Origin of the sequence: Enterobacter vonholyi (genome assembly GCF_008364555.1) — a bacterium.
GTDB classification, from domain to species: domain Bacteria; phylum Pseudomonadota; class Gammaproteobacteria; order Enterobacterales; family Enterobacteriaceae; genus Enterobacter; species Enterobacter vonholyi.
Genome location: NZ_VTUC01000004.1, coordinates 71820 through 97575, shown reverse-complemented (window position 1 = coordinate 97575; position 25756 = coordinate 71820). Strand labels below are relative to the sequence as shown.

Here is a 25756-nt window from a genome sequence, read left to right as displayed (position 1 = left end):
AATGAGTGCAACAGCATCGACAGCGCCGCAGAATAAATCACTCGAGTGGATGAACCGCCTTCGCGCGAATCCTAAAATCCCGTTGATCGTGGCAGGCGCTGCCGCAATTGCGATCCTTGTAGCGATGGTCCTGTGGGCGAAAAGCCCTGATTACCGGACGCTCTACAGCAATCTTTCCGATCAGGATGGCGGCGCCATCGTCACCCAGCTTACCCAGATGAACATCCCTTATCGCTTTGCCGATAATGGCGGTGCGCTTGAGGTACCGGCAGATAAGGTGCATGAACTGCGTCTGCGTCTGGCTCAGCAGGGCCTGCCGAAAGGCGGCGCGGTAGGCTTTGAACTGCTGGATCAGGAAAAATTCGGTATCAGCCAGTTCAGCGAGCAGGTGAACTACCAGCGTGCGCTGGAAGGTGAACTGGCCCGCACCATTGAAACATTAGGCCCGGTGAAGAGTGCCCGTGTGCATCTGGCGATGCCTAAGCCTTCCTTATTTGTCCGCGAACAGAAATCACCTTCGGCTTCCGTTACCGTGAACCTCGAACCCGGCCGCGCGCTGGACGAAGGGCAAATCAGCGCGGTGACGCACCTCGTCTCCAGCGCCGTGGCCGGTCTGCCGCCGGGTAACGTGACGCTGGTTGACCAGAGCGGTCACCTGCTGACGCAATCCAATACCGCCGGTCGCGATCTGAATGACGCACAGCTGAAATATGCCGCCGATGTCGAAAGCCGTCTCCAGCGTCGTATCGAAGCGATCCTGGGCCCGGTAGTGGGCAACAGCAACGTGCACGCGCAGGTTACCGCGCAGATCGACTTCGCGAATAAAGAACAAACTGAAGAACAGTACAGCCCGAACGGCGATGCGGCTCAGGCGGTGATGCGTTCGCGCCAGATCAACACCAGCGAACAGATTGGCGGTGCAAACCCGGGCGGCGTGCCGGGCGCGCTGTCTAACCAGCCTGCCCCGGCTAACGCGGCGCCGATCTCTACGCCGCCGGCCAATCAGCAGAACGGTCAGCAGACTAACCAGCAGACCACCTCTACGACGAATAACAGCGGCCCACGAAACACCAGCCGTAATGAAACCACGAACTACGAAGTGGATAGAACGATTCGCCACACTAAACTGAACGTGGGCGATATTCAGCGTCTTTCCGTTGCGGTAGTGGTGAACTACAAAACGCTGGCGGATGGCAAACCGTTGCCGTTGACCGCCGAGCAGATGAAGCAGATTGAAAACCTGACCCGTGAAGCGATGGGTTACTCCGAGAAGCGCGGCGATACCCTCAACGTGGTGAACTCACCGTTCAACTCGGTTGATGAGACCGGCGGCGAACTGCCGTTCTGGCAACAGCAGGCGTTTATCGATCAGCTGATGTCCGCAGGACGCTGGCTGCTGGTGCTGATTGTCGCGTGGCTGCTGTGGCGTAAGGGCGTTCGTCCGCAGCTCCAGCGCCGTGCTGAAGCCGAAAAAGCGGCTCGCGAGCAGATGAATGCGCGTCAGGAAACGGAAGAAGCGGTTGAAGTGCGCCTCAGCAAAGATGAACAGATGCAGCAGCGTCGTGCTAACCAGCGCATGGGCGCTGAGGTTATGAGCCAGCGCATTCGCGAAATGTCAGATAACGATCCGCGCGTCGTGGCGCTGGTCATCCGCCAGTGGATGGGTAACGAACATGAGTAATACGCTTACGGGCACCGATAAAAGCGTCATCCTGCTGATGACCATTGGCGAAGATCGCGCGGCAGAGGTGTTTAAACACCTCTCCCAGCGAGAAGTGCAAATTCTCAGTGCGGCCATGGCCAACGTGCGTCAGATCTCCAACAAGCAGCTGACTGAAGTGCTGGCAGAGTTTGAACAGGAAGCCGAACAGTTTGCCGCGCTGAACATCAACGCCAACGACTACCTCCGTTCCGTGCTGGTCAAGGCGCTGGGCGAAGAGCGTGCCTCCAGCCTGCTGGAAGACATTCTGGAAACCCGCGATACCGCCAGCGGTATCGAAACGCTCAACTTTATGGAACCGCAGAGTGCCGCCGACCTTATTCGCGACGAGCACCCACAGATTATCGCCACCATCCTTGTCCACCTCAAACGTGGTCAGGCGGCCGATATTCTGGCGCTGTTCGAAGAGCGTCTGCGTCACGATGTGATGCTGCGTATCGCCACCTTCGGCGGCGTCCAGCCGGCCGCGCTGGCGGAGCTGACCGAGGTGCTGAACAACCTGCTCGACGGTCAGAACCTCAAGCGCAGCAAAATGGGCGGCGTGAGAACGGCGGCGGAAATCATCAACCTGATGAAAACGCAGCAGGAAGAGGCCGTCATTACGGCGGTTCGCGAATTCGACGGCGAGCTGGCACAGAAAATCATCGACGAGATGTTCCTGTTCGAAAACCTCGTCGAAGTGGACGATCGCAGCATCCAGCGCCTGCTCCAGGAAGTGGATTCCGAGTCGCTGCTTATCGCCCTCAAAGGCGCCGAGCAGCCGCTGCGCGAGAAGTTCCTGCGCAACATGTCTCAGCGCGCGGCCGATATCCTGCGCGACGACCTTGCCAACCGCGGCCCGGTTCGTCTTTCTCAGGTGGAAAACGAACAGAAAGCCATTCTGCTTATTGTTCGTCGTCTGGCGGAAACCGGCGAGATGGTGATTGGCAGCGGAGACGACACCTATGTCTAATGAGCTGCCGTGGAAACGCTGGACGCCGGACGATCTGGCTCCTCCCCTCTCCGAGTTCACGCCAGCCGTGATACCGACCGAGGAGCTTGACCCGGACGTCGAGCAGCCCGAGCTGAGCGAAGAAGAGCAGCAAGCTCAAATGCTGGCTCAGCTGCAAATGCAGGCGCACGAGCAGGGTTACAATGCCGGTCTGAACGAAGGCCGGCAGAAAGGCCACGAGCAGGGATATCAGGAAGGTCTGGCGAAAGGGTTAGAGCACGGTATCGATCAGGCGCGCCAGCAGCAGGCGCCGATCCATGCCCGCATGCAGCAGCTGGTCAGCGAGTTCCAGCACACTCTTGACGCGCTGGACAGCGTGATTGCCTCGCGACTGATGCAGATGGCGCTGGAAGCCGCGCGTCAGGTGATCGGCCAGACGCCCGTGGTGGATAACACCGCACTTATCAAACAAATTCAGGGTCTGCTTCAGCAGGAGCCGCTGTTCAGCGGGAAACCTCAGCTGCGCGTCCATCCGGACGATCTGCAGCGCGTTGAAGAGAGCCTGGGCGCGACGCTAAACCTGCACGGCTGGCGTCTGCGCGGCGACCCGTCGTTACATCATGGCGGCTGCAAAGTCTCTGCCGATGAAGGCGACCTGGATGCCAGCGTTGCTACCCGCTGGCAGGAACTGTGCCGCCTGGCGGCACCGGGAGTCGTCTGATGACCGCTCGCCTCACCCGCTGGCTCACCACGCTCGACAACTTTGAGACGAAGATGGCGCAACTGCCATCTGTTCGTCGTTATGGACGACTCACGCGCGCCACCGGGCTGGTTCTCGAAGCCACCGGCCTGCAGCTGCCGCTGGGCGCGACCTGCGTGATTGAGCGTCAGGACGGTCTGGAAACGCGCGAAGTTGAAAGCGAAGTGGTTGGGTTTAACGGCCAGCGCCTGTTCCTGATGCCGCTTGAAGAGGTGGAAGGCATTCTGCCCGGCGCGCGCGTCTATGCCAAAAACATTTCTGGCGATGGGCTGCAAAGTGGGAAACAGCTGCCGCTTGGCCCTGCCCTGCTGGGCCGCGTGCTGGACGGCAGCGGTAAACCGCTCGACGGCCTGCCCTCCCCCGACACCACCGAAACCGGTGCGCTAATCACCCAGCCGTTCAACCCCCTGCAGCGTACCCCTATCGAGCATGTGCTTGACACCGGCGTGCGCCCGATTAACGCCCTGCTCACCGTGGGTCGTGGACAACGTATGGGCCTGTTCGCCGGGTCTGGCGTGGGTAAATCCGTTCTGCTCGGCATGATGGCGCGCTATACCCAGGCCGATGTGATCGTCGTGGGGCTGATCGGCGAACGTGGTCGTGAAGTAAAAGACTTTATTGAAAACATTCTGGGTGCGGAAGGCCGCGCCCGCTCGGTGGTGATCGCCGCACCGGCAGACGTGTCGCCGCTGCTGCGCATGCAGGGTGCCGCGTATGCCACCCGCATCGCTGAAGATTTTCGTGACCGCGGCAAGCACGTGCTGCTGATCATGGATTCCCTGACCCGTTACGCGATGGCGCAGCGTGAAATCGCGCTGGCCATCGGTGAGCCACCGGCAACCAAAGGCTACCCGCCTTCGGTCTTCGCCAAACTTCCTGCGCTGGTGGAACGCGCGGGGAACGGCATCAGCGGCGGCGGCTCCATCACCGCGTTCTACACGGTTCTGACGGAAGGCGATGACCAGCAGGACCCGATTGCCGACTCCGCGCGCGCAATTCTTGACGGTCACATTGTGCTGTCGCGTCGTCTGGCCGAAGCCGGGCACTATCCGGCCATTGATATTGAAGCGTCTATCAGCCGCGCAATGACGGCGCTGATAACCGAGAAGCACTACGCTCGCGTGCGTAACTTCAAACAACTGCTTTCCAGCTTCCAGCGCAACCGCGATCTGGTCAGCGTGGGGGCGTATGCCAAAGGCAGCGACCCTATGCTCGACAAGGCGATTAGCCTGTGGCCGCAGCTGGAAGCATTTTTGCAACAAGGCATTTTTGAACGCGCCGACTGGGAAGATTCAATTCAGGCACTGGAGCTGATTTTCCCGCAGGTGTAACACAGGTGGAGGGCGAAGGTCATGGCGCAAAACAGCGCGTTATCAACGCTGAAAGATCTGGCTGAGAAAGAAGTTGATGATGCCGCATTGCAGCTTGGCGCAATGCGACGCGGGTGCCAGCAGGCTGAAGAACAGTTGAAGATGTTAATCGACTATCAGCATGAATATCGCACCAACCTCAATACCGATATGACACAGGGCATTGGAAGCCAGCGCTGGATTAACTATCAGCAGTTTATCCAGACGCTGGAGAAGGCGATAGATCAGCATCGCCAGCAGCTTAACCAGTGGACCCAGAAAGTCGATACCGCGCTGAATTTCTGGCGCGAGAAGAAGCAGCGGCTGCAGGCCTGGCAGACTTTACAGGACCGACAGATCGCGGCAACGACCCTGGCGGAAAACCGTCTGGATCAGAAGAAAATGGATGAGTTTGCCCAGCGCGCATCAATGAGGAAACCGGAATGATCACACTGCAACAACTGCTGATGAGCGACAGCGACCTGTCAGGCGGCACGCAAACAGGGAAAGGCACCGACGGTGCTCAGGACTTTCTCTCTCTGCTGGCGGGCGCCCTGTCGGACGCAACGGGCAAGGGCAAAGATGCGCCGCTGACCCTGGCTGACCTGAAAGCCGCCGGCAGTAAACTGTCAAAAGTGGCCCAGGACGCAAAAGGTGATACCACCCTGCAGGCCAAAATTGCCGACCTGCTCTCGCGCCAGACGGCGCTCAATGGCGATGAAACGTCGCCCGTCACGTCGCTTGATACGCTGGTTTCGGGGCTGGTGCCGCTGTCTAAGGGCGACGCGCTGAAGACGCTCAATGCGGCGAACAGCAAAGATGACGGTAAAAGCGAGCTGAGCGAAGCAGAACTGGCCGGATTAAGCGCCCTGATGGCGATGCTGCCTCACCAGCAAACTACCGCTTCTCGCGCGGCAGGCAGTGAGGGCGTTTCCGCCACCTCAACGCTGAGTTCCGCGACGCTTTCGCAAAACGGCGTGGGCCAGCCGTCCCTGAACGCGTCCGCGGGAAGCCACGATAAAGCGCAGAGTTCTACGCCTTATCAGAGCCAGGCGAAAACCAACGAACCCGCTCTGTCGGGCAACGTGCCTGCTACACCGGCCGTGGCCGCAGCAGCAGAGAAGCAGGAGCTCGCCAGTTCGTCTTCATCATCTCCAACGGCCACCCTGGCACCGATTATGTCCAGCCATGCGACCAGCCAGACGGCCGCTACCGTTGCCACCGCGCCGGTGTTAAGCCAGCCTCTGGGAACCCACGAGTGGCAGCAGTCTCTGAGCCAGCACATCACCCTGTTCACTAAGCAGGGCCAGCAGACGGCAGAGCTGCGCCTGCACCCGGAAGATCTGGGTCAGGTGCAAATTTCACTTAAGCTGGATGACAACCAGGCCCAGCTGCAGATGGTCTCTGCGCACAGCCATGTTCGTGCAGCGCTGGAAGCCGCGCTGCCGGTACTGCGGACCTCACTGGCGGAAAACGGCATTCAGCTTGCACAGAGCAGCGTCAGCAGCGAGAGCTTCGCCGGGCAGCAGCAGTCCTCATCCCAGCAGCAGCACCAGGCTTCGCGTTCCGGCAATACCGGCGGTTTTAATGAAGAGAGCGATGAGTTGCTGCCTGTTCCTTCCGCCCTGCAGTCCGCAGCGCGTGGTAACAGTGCCGTAGACATCTTCGCCTAAACGCCAGAGGTAGCGTGATTATCCCCGTCTTTTCCACGCTTTGACGACAGCAGGACACGGGATAATCACCTTATTAAGCTGTACCGAAACAGGAAGCTCGTATCAGATGACTGACTCCGCTATCACCAAAAAAAGTAAGCGTTCCATCTGGATCCCGCTGCTGGTGTTGATCACGCTCGCCGCCTGCGCTACCGCGGGCTATAGTTACTGGCGTATGCAGCAGGAACCGACCACCGCTGCGGCCAAAGCTGAAGCACCTCCTCCGCCGGCTCCAGTGTTCTTCCCGCTGGATACCTTCACCGTCAATCTCGGTGATGCGGATCGTGTGCTTTATGTTGGCATTACGCTGCGCCTGAAAGATGAAGCCACCCGTTCACGTCTGAACGATTACCTTCCTGAAGTGCGTAGTCGTCTGTTGCTGCTGTTCTCTCGTCAGGACGCTTCGGCGCTGGCCACCGATGTGGGTAAGCAAAAGCTGGTCGACGCTATTAAACAAACGCTGGCGACCCCGCTGGTAAACGGCCAACCTAAGCAGGAAGTCACTGACGTTCTGTATACAGCATTCATTCTGCGGTAACGACATGGGCGACAGTATTCTTTCTCAGGCAGAAATCGATGCGCTGCTCAACGGCGACAGCGATAAAAGTGATGATCCGCAACCGGGTATTGGCGGCGATAGCGATATTCGTCCCTATGACCCGAATACCCAGCGTCGCGTGGTACGTGAACGTCTGCAGGCGCTGGAGATCATTAACGAACGTTTTGCACGTCAGTTCCGTATGGGGCTGTTTAACCTGCTGCGTCGTAGCCCGGATATTACGGTCGGTGCGATCCGCATTCAGCCTTACCATGAGTTTGCCCGCAACCTGCCGGTGCCAACCAACCTTAACCTGATTCATCTGAAGCCGCTGCGCGGCACCGGTCTGGTGGTGTTTTCGCCAAGCCTGGTGTTCATCGCGGTGGATAACCTGTTCGGCGGCGACGGGCGTTTCCCGACCAAAGTAGAAGGTCGTGAATTCACCCACACCGAACAGCGCGTCATTAACCGCATGCTGAAGCTGGCGCTGGAATCATACAGCGACGCGTGGAAAGCGATTAACCCGCTGGAAGTGGAGTACGTCCGTTCTGAGATGCAGGTGAAATTTACCAATATCACCACCTCCCCGAACGATATCGTTGTTAACACGCCGTTCCACGTGGAGATCGGTAACCTGACCGGCGAGTTCAACATCTGCCTGCCGTTCAGCATGATCGAACCGCTGCGCGAGCTGCTGGTTAACCCGCCGCTGGAGAACTCCCGCAACGAAGACCAGAACTGGCGTGAAAACCTGGTCCGCCAGGTCCAGCATTCGCAGCTTGAACTGGTGGCGAGCTTCGCCGATATCCCGCTGCGGTTATCTCAGATCCTGAAATTACAACCCGGCGATGTTTTGCCGATAGAAAAACCCGACCGCATTATTGCCCATGTGGATGGTGTCCCCGTGCTGACAAGCCAGTACGGCACGATTAACGGTCAGTATGCGTTACGCGTTGAGCACTTGATCAACCCGATTTTGAATTCGCTGAATGAGGAACAGCCCAAATGAGTGACATGAACAATCCGTCCGATGAAAACAGCGGAGCACTGGACGATCTGTGGGCTGACGCGTTAAACGAGCAAAAAGCGACCCCGGCCAAAAGCGCAGCGGATGCCGTATTCCAGCAGCTCGGCGGCGGTGACGTCAGCGGCACGCTGCAGGACATCGACCTGATCATGGATATCCCGGTTAAGCTGACCGTTGAGCTGGGACGCACCCGTATGACCATTAAAGAGCTGCTGCGCCTGACGCAGGGTTCCGTGGTGGCCCTTGACGGTCTGGCCGGTGAGCCGCTGGATATCCTGATCAACGGCTATCTGATTGCCCAGGGTGAAGTCGTAGTGGTTGCCGATAAATACGGCGTACGCATCACCGACATCATTACCCCGTCTGAACGTATGCGTCGTCTGAGCCGTTAAGCATGAAAACCCAGGCAACAATATCACAGCCTTCTGCCGTTCCCGGCTCACCTCTGCTCCAGGTGAGCGGGGCGTTGTTCGGTATTATTGCCTTTATTCTTATCGCCGCCTGGCTGGCAAAACGCTTTGGCCTGGCGGGTAAAACCGCCGGTGCCCGCGGCCTGAAGGTCAGCGCCAGCACCACCCTGGGTCCACGCGAACGCGTGGTCATCGTCGAGGTGGACGATGCGCGTCTGGTTCTGGGCGTAACGGCCTCAAACATCAGCGTATTACACAAGCTGCCGCCCGCCCCTGTTGTGGTGGACGAGCGCGCAGAGGCCCCTGCGGATTTTCAGTCCGTCATGAAGAGTTTGCTTAAGCGTTCCGGGAGATCCTGATGCGCCGTTTGTTATCCCTGACGCTTGCGGGCGTTGCCCTGTTTGCTCCCGCGGTCTATGCACAGCTGCCCGGTCTGGTCTCAACCCCTCTCGCGGGCGGCGGACAAAGCTGGTCACTTCCCGTTCAGACGCTGGTGTTCATCACCTCGCTGACGTTTATTCCGGCCATCCTGCTGATGATGACCAGCTTCACCCGCATCATCATCGTTTTCGGTCTGCTGCGAAACGCGCTGGGCACCCCTTCCGCTCCGCCAAACCAGGTTCTGCTCGGGCTGGCGCTGTTTTTGACCTTTTTCATTATGTCGCCGGTGATCGATAAGATTTATACCGACGCCTATCAGCCGTTCAGCGAAGACAAAATCTCCATGCAGGAGGCGCTCGACAAAGGCGCACAGCCGCTGCGGGAATTTATGCTGCGCCAGACGCGCGAAGCCGACCTGGCCCTTTTCGCCCGCCTGTCCAACACCGGCGAGCTGCAGGGACCGGAAGCGGTGCCAATGCGTATTCTGCTGCCCGCCTATGTTACCAGCGAGCTGAAAACCGCGTTCCAGATTGGCTTTACCATTTTTATTCCGTTCCTGATTATCGATCTCGTGATCGCCAGCGTCCTGATGGCGCTCGGGATGATGATGGTGCCGCCCGCGACCATTGCCCTGCCCTTTAAGATCATGCTCTTTGTACTGGTCGACGGCTGGCAGCTGCTGGTCAGCTCGCTGGCGCAGAGTTTCTACAGTTAAGGAACGGCAATGACACCCGAATCGGTCATGATGATGGGCACGGAGGCGATGAAAATCGCGATTGCCGTTGCCGCTCCGCTGCTGCTTGTCGCGCTGGTTACCGGTCTGATTATCAGTATTCTGCAGGCCGCCACCCAGATAAACGAAATGACGCTGTCATTCATCCCGAAAATCATCGCCGTGTTCGTGGCGATCATCGTAGCCGGGCCGTGGATGCTGAACCTGTTGCTGGACTATATGCGCAACCTGTTTACCAACCTGCCGTACATCATCGGCTGACCTGACGATGCTGCACTTCACCAGCGACCAGTGGGTTCAGTGGCTCGGCGTCTACTTCTGGCCGATGCTGCGCATCATGGCGCTGATCTCCACCGCCCCTATTCTCAGCGAGAAATCGATACCCAAACGCGTCAAGGTGGGACTGGGGATTATTATCTCCATTATCGTCGCGCCCTCTCTGCCCCCCGTGGATATTCCGATCTTCTCGGCGAATGCGGTGTGGGTGGCCTTGCAGCAGGTGATGATTGGCGTCGCCGTCGGCTTTACCATGCAGCTCGCTTTTGCCGCCGTGCGTACCGCGGGGGAACTGATTGGCCTGCAGATGGGGTTATCTTTTGCCACGTTTGTCGATCCCGGCAGTCATCTCAACATGCCCGTGCTGGCGCGCATTATCGATCTGCTCGCCATGCTGCTGTTCCTGTCGTTCAACGGCCATCTGTGGCTTATCTCCATGCTGGTGGACACGTTCCATACCCTGCCGATTGGCGAAAACCCGGTGAACAGCAACGCTTTCCTGGCGCTCACCCGAGCGGCGGGGCTGATCTTCCTGAACGGGCTGATGCTGGCGTTACCCATCATCACCCTGCTGCTGACCGTCAACCTGGCTTTAGGTTTACTCAACCGAATGGCGCCGCAGCTTTCGGTGTTTGTCATTGGTTTTCCGCTGACGCTGACGGTCGGAATTTTATTAATGTCATTACTGATGCCACTGATCGCTCCCTTCTGTGAACATTTATTCGGCGAGATATTCAACCTGTTAGCGGATATTGTCAGCGAGCTGCCACGTAAATAATAGCCCTCACTGTTGCTATTGTCTTTCTGAGGATATTCCTAAAATAAAATGCGAAAAACATCTTCCAGGATATATCTGACGCGGTTTAATTGTTTCTAACCACCTCACAATACTTAATATTTACTTTACTTTAAGAAGATTCCTGGCAAATTATACGTAACTTTACGGGATAGTGAGTCCGCCTGAAAGTCTTTGTCATGCTCACAGGTTTATTATTTTTTTCCATCCCGTATGGCTGTTTTGAGCTCTCAGGCAGATGGTGAATTATCGTTACGCATTGAGTGAGGGTATGCCATGTCAACGATCATTATGGATTTATGCAGCTACACCCGGCTAGGGTTAACCGGGTACCTGGCAAGCAGAGGGGTAAGAAAGAGAGACATCAACGATGCACACACCGTTGACGAACTCGCAGCCGCTTGTGACGAACTAAAACCAGGCGTGGTGTTTATTAATGAGGACTGTTTCATTCACGATCCAGCCAACAGTCAGCACATTAAGCAAATCATTAATCAGCATCCAAAAACCCTGTTTATTGTTTTTATGGCGATCGCGAATATCCATTTCGATGAGTATTTGTTGGTCCGTAAAAATTTATTGATCAGTTCTAAATCGATTAAACCCGAGTCGCTGGATGACATTTTGGGTGATTATTTGAATAAAGAAGTTAAAAATGTAGGAGCGGTTAACTTACCCACCCTATCATTAAGCAGGACTGAATCAAGTATGCTGCGAATGTGGATGGCGGGACAAGGAACTATTCAGATCTCCGACCAGATGAATATTAAAGCGAAAACCGTTTCGTCACACAAAGGAAATATTAAACGGAAAATTAAAACGCATAATAAGCAAGTGATCTACCATGTGGTACGCCTGACCGATAATGTGACGAACGGGATTTTCGTCAACATGCGTTAGTCGCTTAAGACCCTGTGCACCCTACCTTTGATCTCTGGCCTGGCCAGAGATTTTTGCTTCTGCAGAGGATGTCGGGCCGCAATGCGCTACCCGACGCCGTGTTAGTCTGCTTTCTCAACAAAGATACCGTCAGGATGCCCCAGTTCGTTAAAAAACCAAATGCCGAGCGGGTAGTCTTCCAGTGATACCAGGTACATTGTCCCTTCACTAAACTCTTCAATTGCCAGCACCACACCCGGGCGGCGCGGCCCACCGTCCGTTTTAACGGTTACCCGATCGTTGACCTTCATACATTCCTCCTCTGGTTTTGAGCCAGTGTAGAACAAAACGCAAAAACGCACATCGCCGCCCGGCGTGAATGGCGTTTTTATACACAGGCTATACTTAACCTTGGACACGTTTGCAGGTTGAAAGAGGAGTCCCGCAATGAAGACCGATAAAGAGTACAGCGACACCATCAAGCGCGAAGTCGAGGTGGATGTCGATGCCCTGCTGGCCGCCATCAATGAGATCAGTGAGTCAGAAGTCCGCCGGTCGGACGACAATTCGGACCGCGTCATTGTCAACGGAAGGGATTATCACACCTATCGTGAGCTGGCGGAGGCCTTCGAGCTCGATATTCACGACTTTAGCGTGTCTGAAGCCAATCGTTAGGGCGAAAAAAATCCCGGTCATGGGGATGACCGGGATCAAAACTTGCTTATGCAAGAAGCACTTGAAAATTCGTTACACCAGGAAATCTGATGTACAAGCCACACTATCCCCAACGAATTTGTCTGACAAGCATATATTCTTATGATGAATATAATATTTTTAACATAATGCTTTTCGCAATGAGCAATAACATACGCCGAATGCGGGTTTGCCAGGGAATACTCTCATTTCTCCTGTTAACAATTCGGTTATTTTTTAGGAATTTTCTTAGATAAGGGCACAGCCGTTACCGGGAGCCACTATGCCTTCACTGCGGGATAACTTGCTGATTTTTTCTGACCTGGACGGCTCGTTGCTGGATATTCATACCTATGAGTGGCAACCCGCCATGCCCTGGCTGGACAAACTGCTGAATAATCAGATTCCGGTCATTCTCTGCAGCAGCAAGACCGCGGCAGAGATGCTGGATATCCAGCAGGATCTTGGGCTTGAAGGCTTGCCTTTTATTGCCGAGAACGGCGCGGTGATTCAGCCTGACGTGCGCTGGGATAAGGTTCAGCGCCAGACCAGAGGGATGACGCACCGGGATATTCGTCCTCGGATCGAGCAGATTCGTCTGCAGACGTGCTCTAAATTCACCACCTTTGACGATGTGGATGAGCATGTTATCAGCGAGTGGACCGGGCTGACGCGCTACCGTTCGGCGCTTGCCCGCAAGCATGAAGCGTCCGTCACGCTCATCTGGCGCGATACCGACGAGAAAATGGTTCAGTTTGAAGAGGAACTGGCGAATATCGGCCTGAAATGCCTGCAGGGTGCGCGGTTCTGGCATATTCTGGACGCCCGCTGCGGCAAAGACGTAGCGGTGAACTGGCTGATTGAACAGTATCGCGAGCAGGACGAGATCGAGCCCACCACGCTGGGGCTCGGCGACGGCCCTAACGATGCGCCGCTGCTCGACAGCGTTGACTTCGCGGTGGTCATCAAGGGGATTAACCGCCAGGGCATCACGCTACGGGATGATAACCCTGCCCGCGTTTATCACACCCAACAGCCCGGCCCGGCAGGCTGGCGGGAGGGGCTGAATCACTTCCTGTCCTGATCTCGCCACACGACCCGGTTACGCCCGCTCTGCTTGGCCTCATAGAGCCGGACGTCCGCCACGGATTGCAGCTGCTCAAAATCATAGTTACCCGCTTCATCCGCGCTGCTGACCCCCAGTGACGCGCTGATACGCAGGGTCGTGCTCTTCTTCACCAGGATCTCCTTATTGTTGATTCGGCAACGAATGCGATCCGCGACGCCTCTCGCCTCCTCCAGACCAATCCCCGGCAGGACGACGCAAAACTCTTCTCCGCCTACACGCCCTGCCACATCATTCTTGCGTAACGCGCTGGCAATCAGTCCTGCCGTGTGGGAGAGCACCTTATCACCGGCCTGATGGCCGAACCGGTCGTTGATGTTTTTAAAATGGTCGAGATCGATCTGAATCACCGAGAACGGCAGCGACTGCTGGCGGCAGGTTTCTGCCAGCATTTTTGCGCGGTCGAACAGCGCGCCGCGATTATTCAACCGCGTAAGCGGATCGTGCCAGGCCTGCCACTGGAGGGAGTGCTGAAGCGTATACATGTTACTCACCATCCGGCGGATCACCAGCCACGAGATCAACAGCATGGCGGTAAAGAGCGCCCACAGCAGCGCCAGTACGATACTGATGCTACCGAAGTCGTCCTGTACCCCTTCATGCAGAGTGTGGATCCGCAGGACGACGCCATCGAAGTGATCGAGCCGCTCCCAGGTAATAAACCGGCTCCCGAGGCGGATACCGCCGCCGGTATCATGCTCAATCGCCTGGGCAATCTGCGCCGCTTCGCGTTCGTCAAAATGGTTAACCGGGCTTCCCGCATGGGCTGAGGTGGCGATCATATTTAGCCGGGTATCGTACAGCTGATACTCTCCCTCCGTTCGGTCTTCCGTCGCATCGGCCAGCAGACGCTGCATCGTGCTCAATGTAAAGTCCATCGCCACGACGCCGTACCAGTAACGATCGAAATAGATGGGGACGCTGGCGGTGATCGTTCGTTCATCCCCGGTCCAGGATGAAGGCGTGGAGATAAACCAGCGCACGGCGCGGGCGCGGTTGTTACGTTCTGACTGCTGGGTAAACCAGGACTGCGTGACCAGATTATAATAGCGGGCGGTAATATCACCCGCCCGATCCGGCGTATCCGTGGAAAGGAAAAATCCGGCGCGGGAGACGTAGATCACTCGCGCTTCCGTTTGCGCTCTCGACGACGCCAGTCTGAGCAAATAGCCCACTTCGAGCGCGGCAGAAATTTCATGGCTTATGCGTTCAGCGTCCCGATTGAGAAGCGTGGTTTTTTCGACAAAGGCGTCCGAGACCCCGTTAATGGGAAGGGTACGTTTTTTATCAACGGCAAGCTGCCAGGTGGAGAGCATGCGGACGGTATTGAAGCGTGACACCGCATCCTGTAAGACTTCAAAGGCCAGCGGCGTCTCGATTGCATCATGCATGCCCTGGCGAAATAACAGCAGCCTGTCGATGCTGTTCTGTAACTGCCTGTCCAGAGAGCTGGCCACCGTATCCAGATGATTGCGCTGGCTGGAGATGTATGCCTCTTCCAGCACCACCACCTCACGCCAGGTAAGTAGAGTGGAAAATACCAGAACGATCAGAAAACAGAGATTAACAATCCGCCCCGGATTGCTACGCTTATGCAGCCATTGCAAAAAAGATTGTCTTACAACAAAGGTATCGCGCTGCACACACACTCCATGATCGCTACCTAACACCCAGTACCAGAGATAAAAACGCCCGGCAAAGCCGGGCGTTATGTGATTAAGCCTTGTCCCGCTTGTGCTGCCCGTCACCCGGCTGAAGCTCATCTTCACGAAATGCTTCCCGCTTGATGCTATAGCCATCGTGCCACCGGCATTCCACCATTCCGCTGGAATACCCGGTGACGATCATACGTGGGCCGCCCTTTTTAGGCTTAACTTCATCACTGACCAAAAAGACCATACCTGCCTCCTGTATCAGGGTGAAACTGTTTCAATTTAGACGAGGAATGGTCTTTTTGCATCCTGCCGCGGGTAACAATTAGTGCGACGTGCCGCGAATTTTCTCAACCAGCTTCACCGCCGCAACGACGATAGCGCCAATGATAAAGCCCAGCACCAGATTCAGCAGGGTGGGTAGAATCGCCGCGATAACGGCCCCCTGCGTGGAGGAGAAATGTTCGATGGCATGGTGCAGCGGCGCGATGCCGTGAACCACAATTCCGCCGCCTACGAGGAACATCGCCAGCGTGCCCACCACAGACAAACTCTTCATCAGCCAGGGCGCCAGCACCAGCAGGCTTTTGCCGATGCCTCTTGCTACCGCGCTCGACTTTTCTTCCAGCCAGTAGCCAATATCGTCCAGCTTGACGATCAGTCCCACCAGACCGTACACGCCCACGGTGACCAGAATCGCAATGCCGGAGAGGATCAGCACCTGGTTCAGAAGCGGCGCGTCAGAGACAATCCCCAGCGTAATCGCGACGATTTCCGCAGACAGGATAAAGTCGGTCCGAATGGCGCCTTTGACCTTATCACGCTCGAAGGTTTTCGGATCCTGAGCGGCCAGCGCTTCAAGACGCTGCTGGCGCACCTCCGGCGTATCGCTCTGCTTGCGCGCGCTAAAGGAGTGGAGCACCTTCTCCACACCCTCGAAGCAGAGAAATGCCCCACCAATCATCAGTAACGGCGTGATGGCCCAGGGGATAAAGGCGCTGATCAGTAGCGCCAGCGGCACCAGGATCACCTTATTCAGGAAAGAGCCTTTCGCCACGCCCCACACCACCGGCAGTTCACGGTTTGCCCTCACCCCACTCACCTGCTGGGCGTTCAACGATAAATCATCGCCCAGCACGCCTGCGGTTTTTTTCGCCGCCAGTTTCCCCATCACTGAAATGTCGTCCAGTAAGGTGGCAATATCATCCAGCAATGTTAATAAGCTACTTCCTGCCAAAATCTTAATCCTTCATTTTTTGGTAATTAAGTGAATAGTATGGAGCAAAAGCGCCAACCCGGAAACAGGCACCTTACGTCAACAAAAAATTCACATCTGCCACACAATTAAAGGGCTCGCCAGCGAGATAGTTTTCGCGTTTACTATCAGCGAACTTTTTATTTCGTCGTGAGGGATTATGCGTTTCCGGCAATTGCTACCGCTCATCGGGGCACTCTTTTCGCTGTACATCATCTGGGGGTCAACCTACTTTGTCATTCGCATCGGCGTGGAAAGCTGGCCGCCATTGATGATGGCGGGCATTCGCTTCCTCTCGGCGGGCATCCTGCTGCTGGCCTTCCTGCTGCTGCGCGGGCATAAGCTTCCCCCGCTGCGTCCGATGCTGAATGCCGCCCTGATCGGCCTGCTGCTGCTGGCTGTGGGGAACGGATTTGTGACGATTGCCGAGCACCAGAACGTACCGTCCGGGATCGCCGCCGTGGTCGTTGCCACCGTACCGCTGTTTACCCTGTGCTTCAGCCGCCTCTTTGGTATCCGCACCCGCAAGCTGGAGTGGCTGGGTATTGGGATTGGCCTTGCTGGCATCATTCTGCTGAATAGCGGCGGTAACCTGAGCGGGAATCCGTGGGGTGCAGTCATCATCCTGATTGGCTCGATGAGCTGGGCGTTTGGTTCCGTGTACGGTTCGCGTATCGAACTGCCTACCGGCATGATGGCGGGCGCAATCGAGATGCTTGCCGCCGGGATTGTACTGCTGCTCGCCTCCATGCTTACGGGAGAAAAGCTGACAACCCTGCCGCCGCTGTCGGGCTTGCTGGCGGTAGGCTACCTGGCGCTGTTCGGCTCTATCATCGCCATTAACGCCTATATGTTCCTGATCCGCAATGTCTCTCCGGCTGTCGCCACCAGCTACGCTTACGTCAACCCGGTCGTGGCCGTGCTGCTCGGGACAGGACTGGGGGGAGAAACGCTCTCTCCAGTGGAATGGATTGCATTAGGGATCATTGTGTTTGCCGTCGTGCTGGTCACGCTGGGCAAATATTTGCTGCCGGCAAAACCGGTGGTCACGCCTTGCGAGGCGGAGAAATCGTAAGCAGGTGAATGCCCTGCGTGTCGATCTGCGCGGTCTGGCCGCCGCCGCAGATCCACTCTTCAAGCCGTTCGGTCAGATCGGTATCATTCAGCTTTAATCTGCCTCTCAGCGCACACTCCCAGACAATCAGCACCCGCCAGCCCTGCTCAATAAGCGTCGAGAGGTCCCGCTCGTCGCGCTCGACGTTTTTAGCAATCTTATCCAGCCAGAAATCGGTGCGCGTCGCGGGGACTTTAAACAGGTAGCAGTCGTGATGGTGCCAGAAACAGCCGTGAGTAAAGATGATGCACTGCCAGGCGTCGATGACGAAATCGGGACGCCCCGCCAGGGCGGGATCCTGGACGCGGAAGTCAAACCCCGCCTGCGTCAGCAGCGCGGCCAGGCGCTTTTCAATCGCGGTGTCACGCGTGCCGATGGCACGCATGTTTTTACTGCGCGTCGCCTTATCGTGAACGTCCGTCATTGACGGCCTCACTCTGGCGGAGCGCCACCGCCTGTCTGATGCGCGAGGCCAGCAGCTTTGCGACCGCCGCAAACGCGGGCACCACCACCGAGTTACCAAACTGCCGGTACGCCTGGGTATCCGAAACCGGAATGCGGAAACCGTAGCCTTGCGGCGTTTCAAAACCCATCAACCGGGCGCATTCCCGCGGCGTTAAGCGTCGCGGACGGTGACGCTGGTTGTGCGGATCGTCGAAATCTTTTTCACCCAGCGCTTTGTCCCAGCCTCTGTCGATCAGGATTTCCGCGCCGTCTTTGTAGTAGCGAGCAGACAGCGTGCGGGTGACGCTGTGCGGATCGTTAGGGTTTACCATCCCAAAGCCGAAGCCGTTGCCTTTCGCCTGGTGCTTCTTGGCATAGCGGTAGAGGTATTTCCACAGCACCGGAGTCAGGATAAATTTCGCGTCGACGACCGGTTCCAGTAGGTCCGCCACGGTGGGACGCCGCTCGGGATACAGAGAGGGAATATCCCGCAGGGTAAAATCGCCTTTCAGATTGAGATCGCGTCGGAAGCCCACCAGCACGATACGTTCGCGATGCTGGGGCAGGAAATGTTTCCCATCAATAATTTTAGGATCGTCCGCCCCCATGTCCTGTGAATCGGCCACGTCATAACCCAGCTCATCCAGGGTTTGCATGATAATGCGGAAGGTTTTCCCGCCGTCGTGGCTTTTTAAGTTTTTGACGTTTTCCAGCACAAAGATGGGCGGGCGGCGAGCGTCAATGATGCGCGCCACATCAAAAAAAAGCGTTCCCTGCGTATCGCAGGCGAAACCGTGGGCGCGTCCAAGGGCATTCTTTTTGGAGACACCCGCCAGCGAGAAGGGCTGACAAGGGAAGCCTGCCAGCAGCACGTCATGCGCCGGGATCGTCTGACGAATGTGCTCGGCGGCCTGTTCATCGCTCACGCCGCTTTTATGGCTCAGGGTCACATCGCGGATATCCGCGTTGAAATGATGCTCGTTCGGATCGCAGTACCAGTTAGCCTTGTAGGTGCGTACGGCATGTTTGTTCCACTCGCTGGTAAACACGCACTGTCCGCCGATGGCTTCAAAACCGTGCCGGATGCCGCCGATACCGGCAAAAAGATCGATAAAGCGGAAGGCATAGTTCGGGTGCGCGGCAGAAGGTCGCGGAAGCAGGTTTTGCAGATAACGATACTCGCCTTCACTCAGGCGACGCCCTGCTCGCTCGCTGGTCAGCAGGCGTTTAAGGATCGCCGGGCTCCAGTGGCTCTCGCCGTGCGCCATCAGCAAACTGGCCAGCGTTTTAGCATCATAGATATCCAACAGCTGACGCAGTAAGGCCTGCACCGTTGCCGTTGATTTCTCAGCCTGCGCGGGCGCGGGCTCTGTCACTGATCGATTTTCCTGCATTCTTTTAACCGGAGAATAAAGACTGGGAACAGATTACCACAGTTCAGTTGCGCAAACTGCGACGGAAGCGGCCCAGCACCTGGCTATCCAGCCCGAGGCAGTCGCCGTGTAATTCGGCGCTGAGTTTCGCCATAAACTGGATCAGGAAATCGGCATTGTGACGTGCCAGTTCGCGGCCCATGTCCGTTTGCATTGTATCAGGCAATCGCAGCAGCTTGGTCTGAAAATGGTCGAGGGCAAACGCACGGTCGTCGAGGGGACGCGCATCGGCAAAGGGATCGTTAGCATCAAAAAGCGACACGCCCAGCGCGCCCGAGACGGCAAAAACGCGCGCCAGGCCGATAGCGCCTAACGCTTCCAGCCGGTCTGCATCCTGCACAATTTTGGCCTCCATACTCTGCGGCGCAATCCCGGCGCTGAAGCTGTGCGCCTCAATCGCGTGCCCGACGGCGGCAATATGCTCTGGCGGAAAGTCAGGGAAGTCGCGGCGCAGAATGTCGCTCGTCTTAAGCGCCGCGAGCCGTGACGACTGGCTGCGTTCAGGATGGTTTTTCGGCAGGCTGACAATATCGTGAAAATAGCATGCGGCCAGAATCACCAGCGGCTCGACCATGTGGTGAACCATGATTTTTTGCGCCGTCATCCAGACCCGACGAAAATGCGAAATATCATGTGCGGTATCGTCGGTGCTGTGATTCTCCTCGAGCCAGTGCTCAAATCGTTGCTGCCACCGGGCAAGTTCCATCGTCATGTCCTGTTGTTTAAAAGAGGATGAATTATAACACAGCCGAATTAAACCAATCTAAAAATAGAACCACGAAATACTTAATAATAATTACACCATATAAATTCAATGAATTAATTCACGAGAAAAATAAAGAGACTTATAGAAACATTTGGAAATATTACAAATAATTTAATTACACTTATTTCTGAAACTAAATTACATCTATTGAAATAGTATCAACCCAGTAACCACGGAGGGTGGTTACATATATTCATATAATTTATCCTTTAAGGGAATATATAATGAAAAGAAAAGTTTTGGCAATTCTTGCACCCGCGTTATTAATGGCAGGCTTAGTAAACGCGGCTGAAATTTACAACAGCAATGGCAATAAACTCGACCTGTACGGTAAAGTAGATGGTCTGCATTATTTCTCTGACGACACGGGTTCAGATGGCGACGTAAGCTACGTTCGTCTGGGCTTCAAAGGCGAAACGCAGATCAACGACCTGCTTAGCGGCTATGGCCAGTGGGAATATAATATTAAGGCTAACAAAACTGAGAAATCAGGCAATCAGTCATGGACACGCCTTGGCTTCGCTGGTCTGAAATTTGGTGAATACGGTTCATTCGACTACGGTCGTAACTACGGCGTGGTTTACGATGTTGAAGGCTGGACCGATATGCTGCCTGAGTTCGGCGGAGATTCCTATAGCTATACCGATAACTTTATGACCGGCCGTACAAACGGTGTTGCAACCTACCGTAATAATGATTTCTTTGGTCTGGCTCAGGGCCTGGATTTCGCTATTCAGTATCAAGGCAATAACGAAAGCGCCTCTAACGATCAGGAAGGTACCAACAATGGCCGTGATATCCGCAAAGAAAACGGAGACGGTTGGGGTATTTCAACCTCCTACGATTTCGGTATGGGATTCAACGCCGCCGCGGCATATGCTTCATCTGACCGTACCAACGACCAGGTTACCAAAACAACAGCCGGTGGTGACAAGGCTGACGTCTGGACTGTTGGCTTGAAATACGATGCCAACGATATCTATCTGGCAACCATGTATGCAGAAACCCGCAATATGACGCCTTACGGTGACTTCGGCGTTGCTAATAAAACTCAGAACTTTGAAGTGACAGCGCAGTATCAGTTTGATTTCGGCCTGCGCCCTGCGGTCTCTTTCCTGATGTCTAAAGGTAAGGATCTGAATTCCTTCTACGGAAGTGATAAAGATCTGGTGAAATATGCTGACGTGGGTGCGACCTATTATTTCAACAAAAATATGTCCACCTATGTTGACTACAAAATCAACCTGCTGGATGAAGATGACAATTTCTACAACGCGAATGGCATCAGCACCGATGACATCGTAGCAGTCGGTCTTGTTTATCAGTTCTAATCCCCAAAATACCAAAGGCCGCAATTGCGGCCTTTTTTATTTCTTCATTTTTATTATGGCGCTTCCTGCAGCGCCACCCGAATAAACCCGTTATTCTGCGCCAGCAGTTCATGGGCCTTCCACGCATCCAGCCCTGTGAGCACCATCAATACCGCCGTTTTACAGTGATGGTTACAGCTCTCCAGCGCGGCTTTTGCTTCAGCCCGGGAGCATCCCCCCGCTTCCATCACGATGGCGATTTGGCGTTCGGCCCATTTGGTGTTGCTTGCCTCAAGATCCACGCGCAGGTTGCTATAAACCCGTCCGGTCCGAACGGCCAGCCCTGTAGCGATCATTGAGAGGATCATTTTCTGCGCGATCCCCGCTTTGGTGTTGATATAGCCTGCGACAACATCCGCACCCAGCTCCGGAGCGATAACCATGCTCGCCAGATGCGCGGCTTCACTTTGCGCATCGCCGGTAATGATGGCCACCGGCGAACCCAGCGACCATGCATGGCGCATTGCCCCCCAGACCCACGGCGTTTTTCCGCTGACGGTCACGGCCAGCATCATATCGTGTTCACCAAACTTAATGGCCTGCAGATCGGCAACGCCGCGCTCGTAGCTCCCTTCCCCTTCCTGTGCCGTAACGGCAATCACCGGGGTTTGGCCCGGCGCATACTCATCGGTAACCTGTTGCGCAACGCGCCCAGACGGCCCCGCGCCAACGATGACCAGGCGACCACCGTGGCTGAGCGCCGCGGCGGCGTTGTCCACCACGCGTGCAATAGTATCTAAACAGGGGGTAATGGCAGCAGAAATGAGTGCATCATCCTGGTGAATGACATTCAGCATGTCCAGCGTGGACAATCTATCAATATTCATCGTGCTGGCGTGCCGTCTTTCCCTGACCGAACCGGTAAGCATAACGCTCATAAACAGCCTCCTTATTATGAGTACCCATACACTATAAAGTGTTTTATATAGATGACCTGCGAGGAGAGTCACGAAAAGAGGACCAAATCCACGCCTTTACATGGCTTTAAGAAAAGCGCGTCATAGGCGATAATTACCCCTTTCTTAATCATCGCGGAGTGTTGATGAGCGATTTGCAGCCTTTCCTTCCGACGCGCAAGCGCCCCATGAAACTCAATACGCTGGTCACGCTGATGGTGTGCGCGATTATTGCCTCTGTGCTGCTGGTGGTCTTTGCGCTCTACTCCGTACAAATCACCCGGGCGACCCGCGATGATGTTAAAGATACTGCGCTCGGCATTGCCCGCACCCTCGCCGACAGCCCCGAGATACAGCGCGGCCTGATGCAGGCACCGCAGGAGAATATTATTCAGCCTATCGCCCAGGCGGTGACGAAGCGAAACGATCTGCTGTTCACCGTGGTCACCGATATGCGCGGGATCCGCTATTCACACCCGAACGAGGCGCTGCTGGGGCTGCATTTTATCGGCGATGATTTAACCCCTGCGCTGGAAGGCAAAGAGAACGTATCGGTTAACCGGGGCGCGCTCGCCGAAGCGCTGCGCGTTTTTACGCCCGTCTACGACGGCCAGCACGAGCAGATCGGCGTGGTGGTGGTCGGTATCTCCCTGAATAAGGTTGAAGAGCAGATTGCCCGCGGGCGGCTAAACGCCGTCTGGACCATTTTATTCAGTATTTTTATGAGTTCGATGGCAATTTGGGGTCTGGTGCGGGTACTGAAACGCATCCTGTTCGGACTCGAACCCTATGAAATTTCCGCCCTTTTCGAACAGCGCCAGGCGATGCTGCAGTCGCTTCGCGAAGGGGTTCTGGCCGTCGATATTCACGGGCGCGTGACGATGATCAACCAGACCGCCAGAGAAATATTGCTTCTCCCCTCCGGCAAGCAGACCGAAAACGCCAGCGCGCCCCTGCTGGCCAGCCTGCGTGACGTCTCGAAGACGGGCGTTGCGCGCCAGGATCAGGAGATCAGCTGCAACGGTAGGCTATTGCTGTGCAACATGGTCCCCGTGAAAAGTCAGGATCGGGTGATCGGCGCCATCACCACCTTTCGTGATAAAACGGAAATCAGCCAGCTGATGCAGCGTCTGGACGGCATGGTTAACTACGTCGATGCCCTGCGCGCCCACACCCACGAGTTTATGAATAAACTGCATGTGATACTCGGCCTGCTGAATATTAAGCGCTATGACAAGCTGGAAGAGTACATTCTCCAGACGGCACATCATTACCAGACGGATATCGGTACGATACAGAGCAAGGTAAAATCCCCGGTGGTTGCCGGGTTCCTGCTGGGTAAAATCAACCGGGCGAAAGAAGCGGGCGTCACCCTGACGCTGGCGGATGAAAGCCAGATACCGGATACCGCAAGTGAAGAGCAGGTCGCGGTGCTGATCACCGCGCTGGGCAACCTCATTGAAAACGCGCTCGACGCGATGGAAGGACAGCAGGAGGGCGAGATCGGCCTGCTACTTCATTACCAGAACGGCTGGCTCAGCTGTGAAGTCAGCGACGATGGCCCCGGCATTGATCCCACTCAGCTGGAGTCTATTTTTACAAAGGGCTTCTCAACAAAAGGTGAAAACCGCGGCGTTGGGCTGTTCCTTGCTCGCCAGCAGATTCAGAACCTCGGCGGCGATATCTCCGTCGAGTCTGAGCCCGGCGTATTTACCCAATTTTTTGTTCACATCCCCTGGGATAGCGAGAGGAAAATCGCGTGATAAATGTGTTAATTGTCGATGATGACGCCATGGTGGCCGACCTCAACCGTCTGTACGTCAACCGTGTTGAAGGCTTTACCTGCTGTGGCGTCGCCTCCACGCTAAACCAGGCCGAGGCCATCATTAATGACCCCAGCCATCCTGTCGATCTGGTGCTGCTGGATGTCTATATGCAGCAGGATAACGGGCTGGATCTGCTGCCCGTCATTCGCGCATCCGGCCGCCCAATCGACGTGATCATGATCACCTCGGCCGCCGACGCCGCCACGATCCAGACCTCCATTCACTACGGCGTGGTGGATTATTTGATCAAGCCTTTCCAGTTCCCGCGCTTTGAAGAGGCGCTGAACGGCTGGAAGGCAAAGCATAGCCTGATGGGTTCGCACCAGTATTACGAGCAGGCCGACGTCGACCGGCTGATCCACGGCGGGGCACCGGAACTGGCGGACAGCAAAAAGCTGCCGAAGGGATTAACGCCGCAAACGCTGCGCACGATTTGCCAGTGGATTGACGCTCATCCGGAGACGGAGTTTTCTACCGATGACCTGGCAAATGCGGTCAATATCTCCCGCGTGTCCTGTCGCAAATACCTGATTTGGCTTGCCCAAATCAACATTCTGTTCACCAGCATTCACTACGGCGCCACCGGGCGTCCGGTGTATCGCTACCGCCTCCAGCCGGAGCAGACGGGCCTGCTCAAACAATACTGCCAGTAACGCGGTAGGTATCATCCAGCAGGGTAAAGCGGAAGTGGTGTGCTGAAGAGAACACCACTTCTTTTGTTTTGGTCACAAAGATCGCTTCTATGTCGGGACGCGCGCGCAGCGCAGCGCGGCCCTTCTCCACGCCCATGCCGTACATCAGCGTGGTCCAGATATCGCCGTCGATGGAATCTTTTGAAATGATGGTCACGCTGTCCAGTTCGTTATCCAGCGGATACCCGGTGCGCGGATCGAGAATGTGGTGATAGCGTTTGCCGTCTTGTTCAAAATAGCGCTCGTACGTTCCCGACGTCACGACGGACAGGTTCTCTACGGTCATAGTGCCGATCAGCGCGTCACCGGCGAACGGTTTTTTCAGCCCGACGCTCCAGCCCCCTTCCGGCGAGCCTAACGTCTGAATGTTTCCGCCGAGGTTAATCAGCCCCAGCTCAGCGCCCTCTTTATGCAGGTAATCCCGCACCCTGTCGGCAATGTAGCCTTTGGCAATCGCCCCCAGATCGATCTCCATCCCCGCTCTGGTCAGAAACACACTGCTGCTGGCCTCATCAAGGAGAACATCCTCGGGGCGGGTAATCGCCAGCAGCGACGCGATTTCATCGGCAGGCGGAACGCTGTCCCCCTGAAAGCCAATCTTCCAGCGCTTCACCAGCGGACCGATCGCCAGATTAAAGGCGCTGTCCTTGAGCAGGCTTGCCGCTTTTGCACAGCGGATCAGATCAAACACCGGCCGACTGACGGTGACCGGATGCTGGCCCGCCGCATGGTTAATGTCCATCACCTGCGAGTGCGCGCGGTTAACGGTGAGCAGATCTTCGTACTGTTTGATCAGACGAAACACGCGGGACGCGAGGGCTTCGTCATGGGAGAAGAGTTTCAGGAGGATGGGCGAGCCCATCAGAACGGCGGAGTAGCTGTAAACGCGATGGCTATCAGGCATGGCAGGAGTCCTCAGAAGTAGCCCCGGCAAGCTCCGCGCCGCCGGGGAAAATGCCGGATATCGCTGCGCGTAT

28 protein-coding genes and 1 pseudogene are annotated in these 25756 nt (G+C 56.0%); 20 read left to right on the top strand and 9 right to left on the bottom strand.

Annotated features, from left to right (window positions below):
* Position 1 precedes the first annotated feature (1 nt).
* The 14 genes and pseudogenes from fliF to rcsA all read left to right on the top strand — a co-directional run bounded on the left by fliF (position 2) and on the right by rcsA (position 11533).
* On the top strand, positions 2 to 1681 hold the full coding sequence (fliF, locus tag F0319_RS06940; RefSeq protein WP_149366557.1) for a flagellar basal-body MS-ring/collar protein FliF: 1680 nt from the start codon (positions 2 to 4) through the stop codon (positions 1679 to 1681).
* On the top strand, positions 1674 to 2672 hold the full coding sequence (gene fliG / locus F0319_RS06935) for a flagellar motor switch protein FliG (RefSeq protein WP_023312301.1): 999 nt from the start codon (positions 1674 to 1676) through the stop codon (positions 2670 to 2672). Before fliF ends, fliG begins: the two co-directional genes overlap by 8 nt.
* A complete protein-coding gene (gene fliH, locus F0319_RS06930; RefSeq protein ID WP_111964865.1) occupies positions 2665 to 3372 on the top strand; it encodes a flagellar assembly protein FliH in 708 nt (235 codons plus the stop codon). Before fliG ends, fliH begins: the two co-directional genes overlap by 8 nt.
* Positions 3372 to 4742 (top strand): flagellar protein export ATPase FliI, encoded by a 1371-nt coding sequence (gene fliI / locus F0319_RS06925; RefSeq protein ID WP_023336182.1) that lies wholly within the window; start codon positions 3372 to 3374, stop codon positions 4740 to 4742. The genes fliH and fliI overlap by 1 nt, the downstream gene beginning before the upstream one ends.
* Before the next feature lie 21 nt (positions 4743 to 4763).
* On the top strand, positions 4764 to 5207 hold the full coding sequence (gene fliJ, locus F0319_RS06920) for a flagellar export protein FliJ (RefSeq protein ID WP_023312304.1): 444 nt from the start codon (positions 4764 to 4766) through the stop codon (positions 5205 to 5207).
* Positions 5204 to 6433, top strand: coding sequence for a flagellar hook length control protein FliK (gene fliK, locus F0319_RS06915; RefSeq protein WP_149366556.1), 1230 nt, complete (start codon positions 5204 to 5206; stop codon positions 6431 to 6433). Before fliJ ends, fliK begins: the two co-directional genes overlap by 4 nt.
* A 106-nt stretch (positions 6434 to 6539) precedes the next feature.
* Positions 6540 to 7010, top strand: a complete 471-nt coding sequence (fliL, locus tag F0319_RS06910; protein WP_023312306.1) for a flagellar basal body-associated protein FliL — start codon at positions 6540 to 6542, stop codon at positions 7008 to 7010.
* 4 nt (positions 7011 to 7014) lie between these two features.
* Positions 7015 to 8019 carry a flagellar motor switch protein FliM gene (fliM, locus tag F0319_RS06905; RefSeq protein ID WP_008500320.1) on the top strand — a complete coding sequence of 335 codons (1005 nt, stop codon included), beginning with the start codon at positions 7015 to 7017 and terminating at the stop codon, positions 8017 to 8019.
* Positions 8016 to 8429 carry a flagellar motor switch protein FliN gene (gene fliN, locus F0319_RS06900; RefSeq protein ID WP_008500318.1) on the top strand — a complete coding sequence of 138 codons (414 nt, stop codon included), beginning with the start codon at positions 8016 to 8018 and terminating at the stop codon, positions 8427 to 8429. Before fliM ends, fliN begins: the two co-directional genes overlap by 4 nt.
* A 2-nt stretch (positions 8430 to 8431) precedes the next feature.
* Positions 8432 to 8806, top strand: a complete 375-nt coding sequence (fliO, locus tag F0319_RS06895) for a flagellar biosynthetic protein FliO (RefSeq protein WP_032658659.1) — start codon at positions 8432 to 8434, stop codon at positions 8804 to 8806.
* Positions 8806 to 9543 (top strand): flagellar type III secretion system pore protein FliP, encoded by a 738-nt coding sequence (gene fliP / locus F0319_RS06890; protein WP_023619313.1) that lies wholly within the window; start codon positions 8806 to 8808, stop codon positions 9541 to 9543. The genes fliO and fliP overlap by 1 nt, the downstream gene beginning before the upstream one ends.
* 9 nt (positions 9544 to 9552) lie before the next feature.
* Complete coding sequence (gene fliQ / locus F0319_RS06885) at positions 9553 to 9822, top strand: flagellar biosynthesis protein FliQ (RefSeq protein ID WP_008500315.1); 270 nt, start codon at positions 9553 to 9555, stop codon at positions 9820 to 9822.
* Positions 9823 to 9829: 7 nt separating this feature from the next.
* A pseudogene (gene fliR / locus F0319_RS06880) lies at positions 9830 to 10622 on the top strand (flagellar biosynthetic protein FliR); the annotation flags it as partial.
* Between the two features lie 287 nt (positions 10623 to 10909).
* Positions 10910 to 11533 carry a transcriptional regulator RcsA gene (rcsA, locus tag F0319_RS06875; RefSeq protein ID WP_008500313.1) on the top strand — a complete coding sequence of 208 codons (624 nt, stop codon included), beginning with the start codon at positions 10910 to 10912 and terminating at the stop codon, positions 11531 to 11533.
* A 101-nt stretch (positions 11534 to 11634) separates the two neighbouring features.
* Here rcsA and dsrB read toward each other — a convergent pair whose 3' ends face one another.
* Positions 11635 to 11823 (bottom strand): protein DsrB, encoded by a 189-nt coding sequence (gene dsrB, locus F0319_RS22240; RefSeq protein WP_008500312.1) that lies wholly within the window; start codon positions 11821 to 11823, stop codon positions 11635 to 11637.
* Positions 11824 to 11959: 136 nt separating this feature from the next.
* On the opposite strand from dsrB, the gene yodD reads away from it, so the two are divergent.
* Positions 11960 to 12187 carry a YodD family peroxide/acid resistance protein gene (gene yodD / locus F0319_RS06865; protein WP_008500310.1) on the top strand — a complete coding sequence of 76 codons (228 nt, stop codon included), beginning with the start codon at positions 11960 to 11962 and terminating at the stop codon, positions 12185 to 12187.
* A gap of 301 nt (positions 12188 to 12488) precedes the next feature.
* Complete coding sequence (locus tag F0319_RS06860; protein ID WP_149366555.1) at positions 12489 to 13289, top strand: mannosyl-3-phosphoglycerate phosphatase-related protein; 801 nt, start codon at positions 12489 to 12491, stop codon at positions 13287 to 13289.
* On the opposite strand, the gene dgcQ is transcribed toward F0319_RS06860, so the two are convergent.
* From dgcQ to F0319_RS06845, 3 genes are all read right to left on the bottom strand, one after another.
* Positions 13274 to 14974: a cellulose biosynthesis regulator diguanylate cyclase DgcQ gene (dgcQ, locus tag F0319_RS06855; protein ID WP_149366554.1), complete on the bottom strand. Its 1701-nt coding sequence runs from the start codon at positions 14972 to 14974 to the stop codon at positions 13274 to 13276. The genes F0319_RS06860 and dgcQ overlap by 16 nt on opposite strands.
* Before the next feature lie 73 nt (positions 14975 to 15047).
* A complete protein-coding gene (locus tag F0319_RS06850) occupies positions 15048 to 15230 on the bottom strand; it encodes a YodC family protein (RefSeq protein WP_008500307.1) in 183 nt (60 codons plus the stop codon).
* A 78-nt stretch (positions 15231 to 15308) separates the two neighbouring features.
* Entirely contained in the window at positions 15309 to 16220 is a 912-nt protein-coding gene (locus F0319_RS06845; protein ID WP_008500306.1) for a DUF808 domain-containing protein, read from the bottom strand.
* Between the two features lie 178 nt (positions 16221 to 16398).
* Between F0319_RS06845 and yedA the strand changes: the two genes are divergently transcribed.
* Positions 16399 to 17313 carry a drug/metabolite exporter YedA gene (gene yedA, locus F0319_RS06840; protein WP_149366553.1) on the top strand — a complete coding sequence of 305 codons (915 nt, stop codon included), beginning with the start codon at positions 16399 to 16401 and terminating at the stop codon, positions 17311 to 17313.
* Here the strand turns inward: yedA and F0319_RS06835 are convergent.
* From F0319_RS06835 to F0319_RS06825, 3 genes are all read right to left on the bottom strand, one after another.
* The gene (locus F0319_RS06835) at positions 17285 to 17776 is read right to left on the bottom strand and encodes a very short patch repair endonuclease (protein ID WP_111964871.1); all 492 of its coding nucleotides are present in this window, start codon (positions 17774 to 17776) and stop codon (positions 17285 to 17287) included. The two genes, yedA and F0319_RS06835, sit on opposite strands and share 29 nt — an antisense overlap.
* Positions 17757 to 19172 carry a DNA cytosine methyltransferase gene (locus F0319_RS06830; protein WP_149366552.1) on the bottom strand — a complete coding sequence of 472 codons (1416 nt, stop codon included), beginning with the start codon at positions 19170 to 19172 and terminating at the stop codon, positions 17757 to 17759. Before F0319_RS06830 ends, F0319_RS06835 begins: the two co-directional genes overlap by 20 nt.
* Positions 19173 to 19233: 61 nt before the next feature.
* The gene (locus F0319_RS06825) at positions 19234 to 19935 is read right to left on the bottom strand and encodes a phosphohydrolase (RefSeq protein WP_111964873.1); all 702 of its coding nucleotides are present in this window, start codon (positions 19933 to 19935) and stop codon (positions 19234 to 19236) included.
* Positions 19936 to 20219: 284 nt separating this feature from the next.
* Between F0319_RS06825 and ompC the strand changes: the two genes are divergently transcribed.
* Positions 20220 to 21326: a porin OmpC gene (ompC, locus tag F0319_RS06820; protein WP_149366551.1), complete on the top strand. Its 1107-nt coding sequence runs from the start codon at positions 20220 to 20222 to the stop codon at positions 21324 to 21326.
* 53 nt (positions 21327 to 21379) lie between these two features.
* Here the strand turns inward: ompC and F0319_RS06815 are convergent, their stop codons facing one another.
* Entirely contained in the window at positions 21380 to 22243 is an 864-nt protein-coding gene (locus F0319_RS06815) for an N-acetylmuramic acid 6-phosphate etherase (protein ID WP_149366550.1), read from the bottom strand.
* Between the two features lie 164 nt (positions 22244 to 22407).
* Here F0319_RS06815 and F0319_RS06810 point away from each other — a divergent pair, with 164 nt between their 5' ends.
* Both F0319_RS06810 and dcuR read left to right on the top strand, forming a co-directional pair.
* The gene (locus F0319_RS06810) at positions 22408 to 24024 is read left to right on the top strand and encodes a sensor histidine kinase (protein ID WP_115875739.1); all 1617 of its coding nucleotides are present in this window, start codon (positions 22408 to 22410) and stop codon (positions 24022 to 24024) included.
* On the top strand, positions 24021 to 24740 hold the full coding sequence (dcuR, locus tag F0319_RS06805) for a two-component system response regulator DcuR (protein ID WP_045908149.1): 720 nt from the start codon (positions 24021 to 24023) through the stop codon (positions 24738 to 24740). The genes F0319_RS06810 and dcuR overlap by 4 nt, the downstream gene beginning before the upstream one ends.
* Here dcuR and F0319_RS06800 read toward each other — a convergent pair.
* Positions 24721 to 25683 (bottom strand): FAD:protein FMN transferase, encoded by a 963-nt coding sequence (locus F0319_RS06800; RefSeq protein ID WP_149366549.1) that lies wholly within the window; start codon positions 25681 to 25683, stop codon positions 24721 to 24723. The genes dcuR and F0319_RS06800 overlap by 20 nt on opposite strands.
* Positions 25684 to 25756 lie beyond the last annotated feature (73 nt).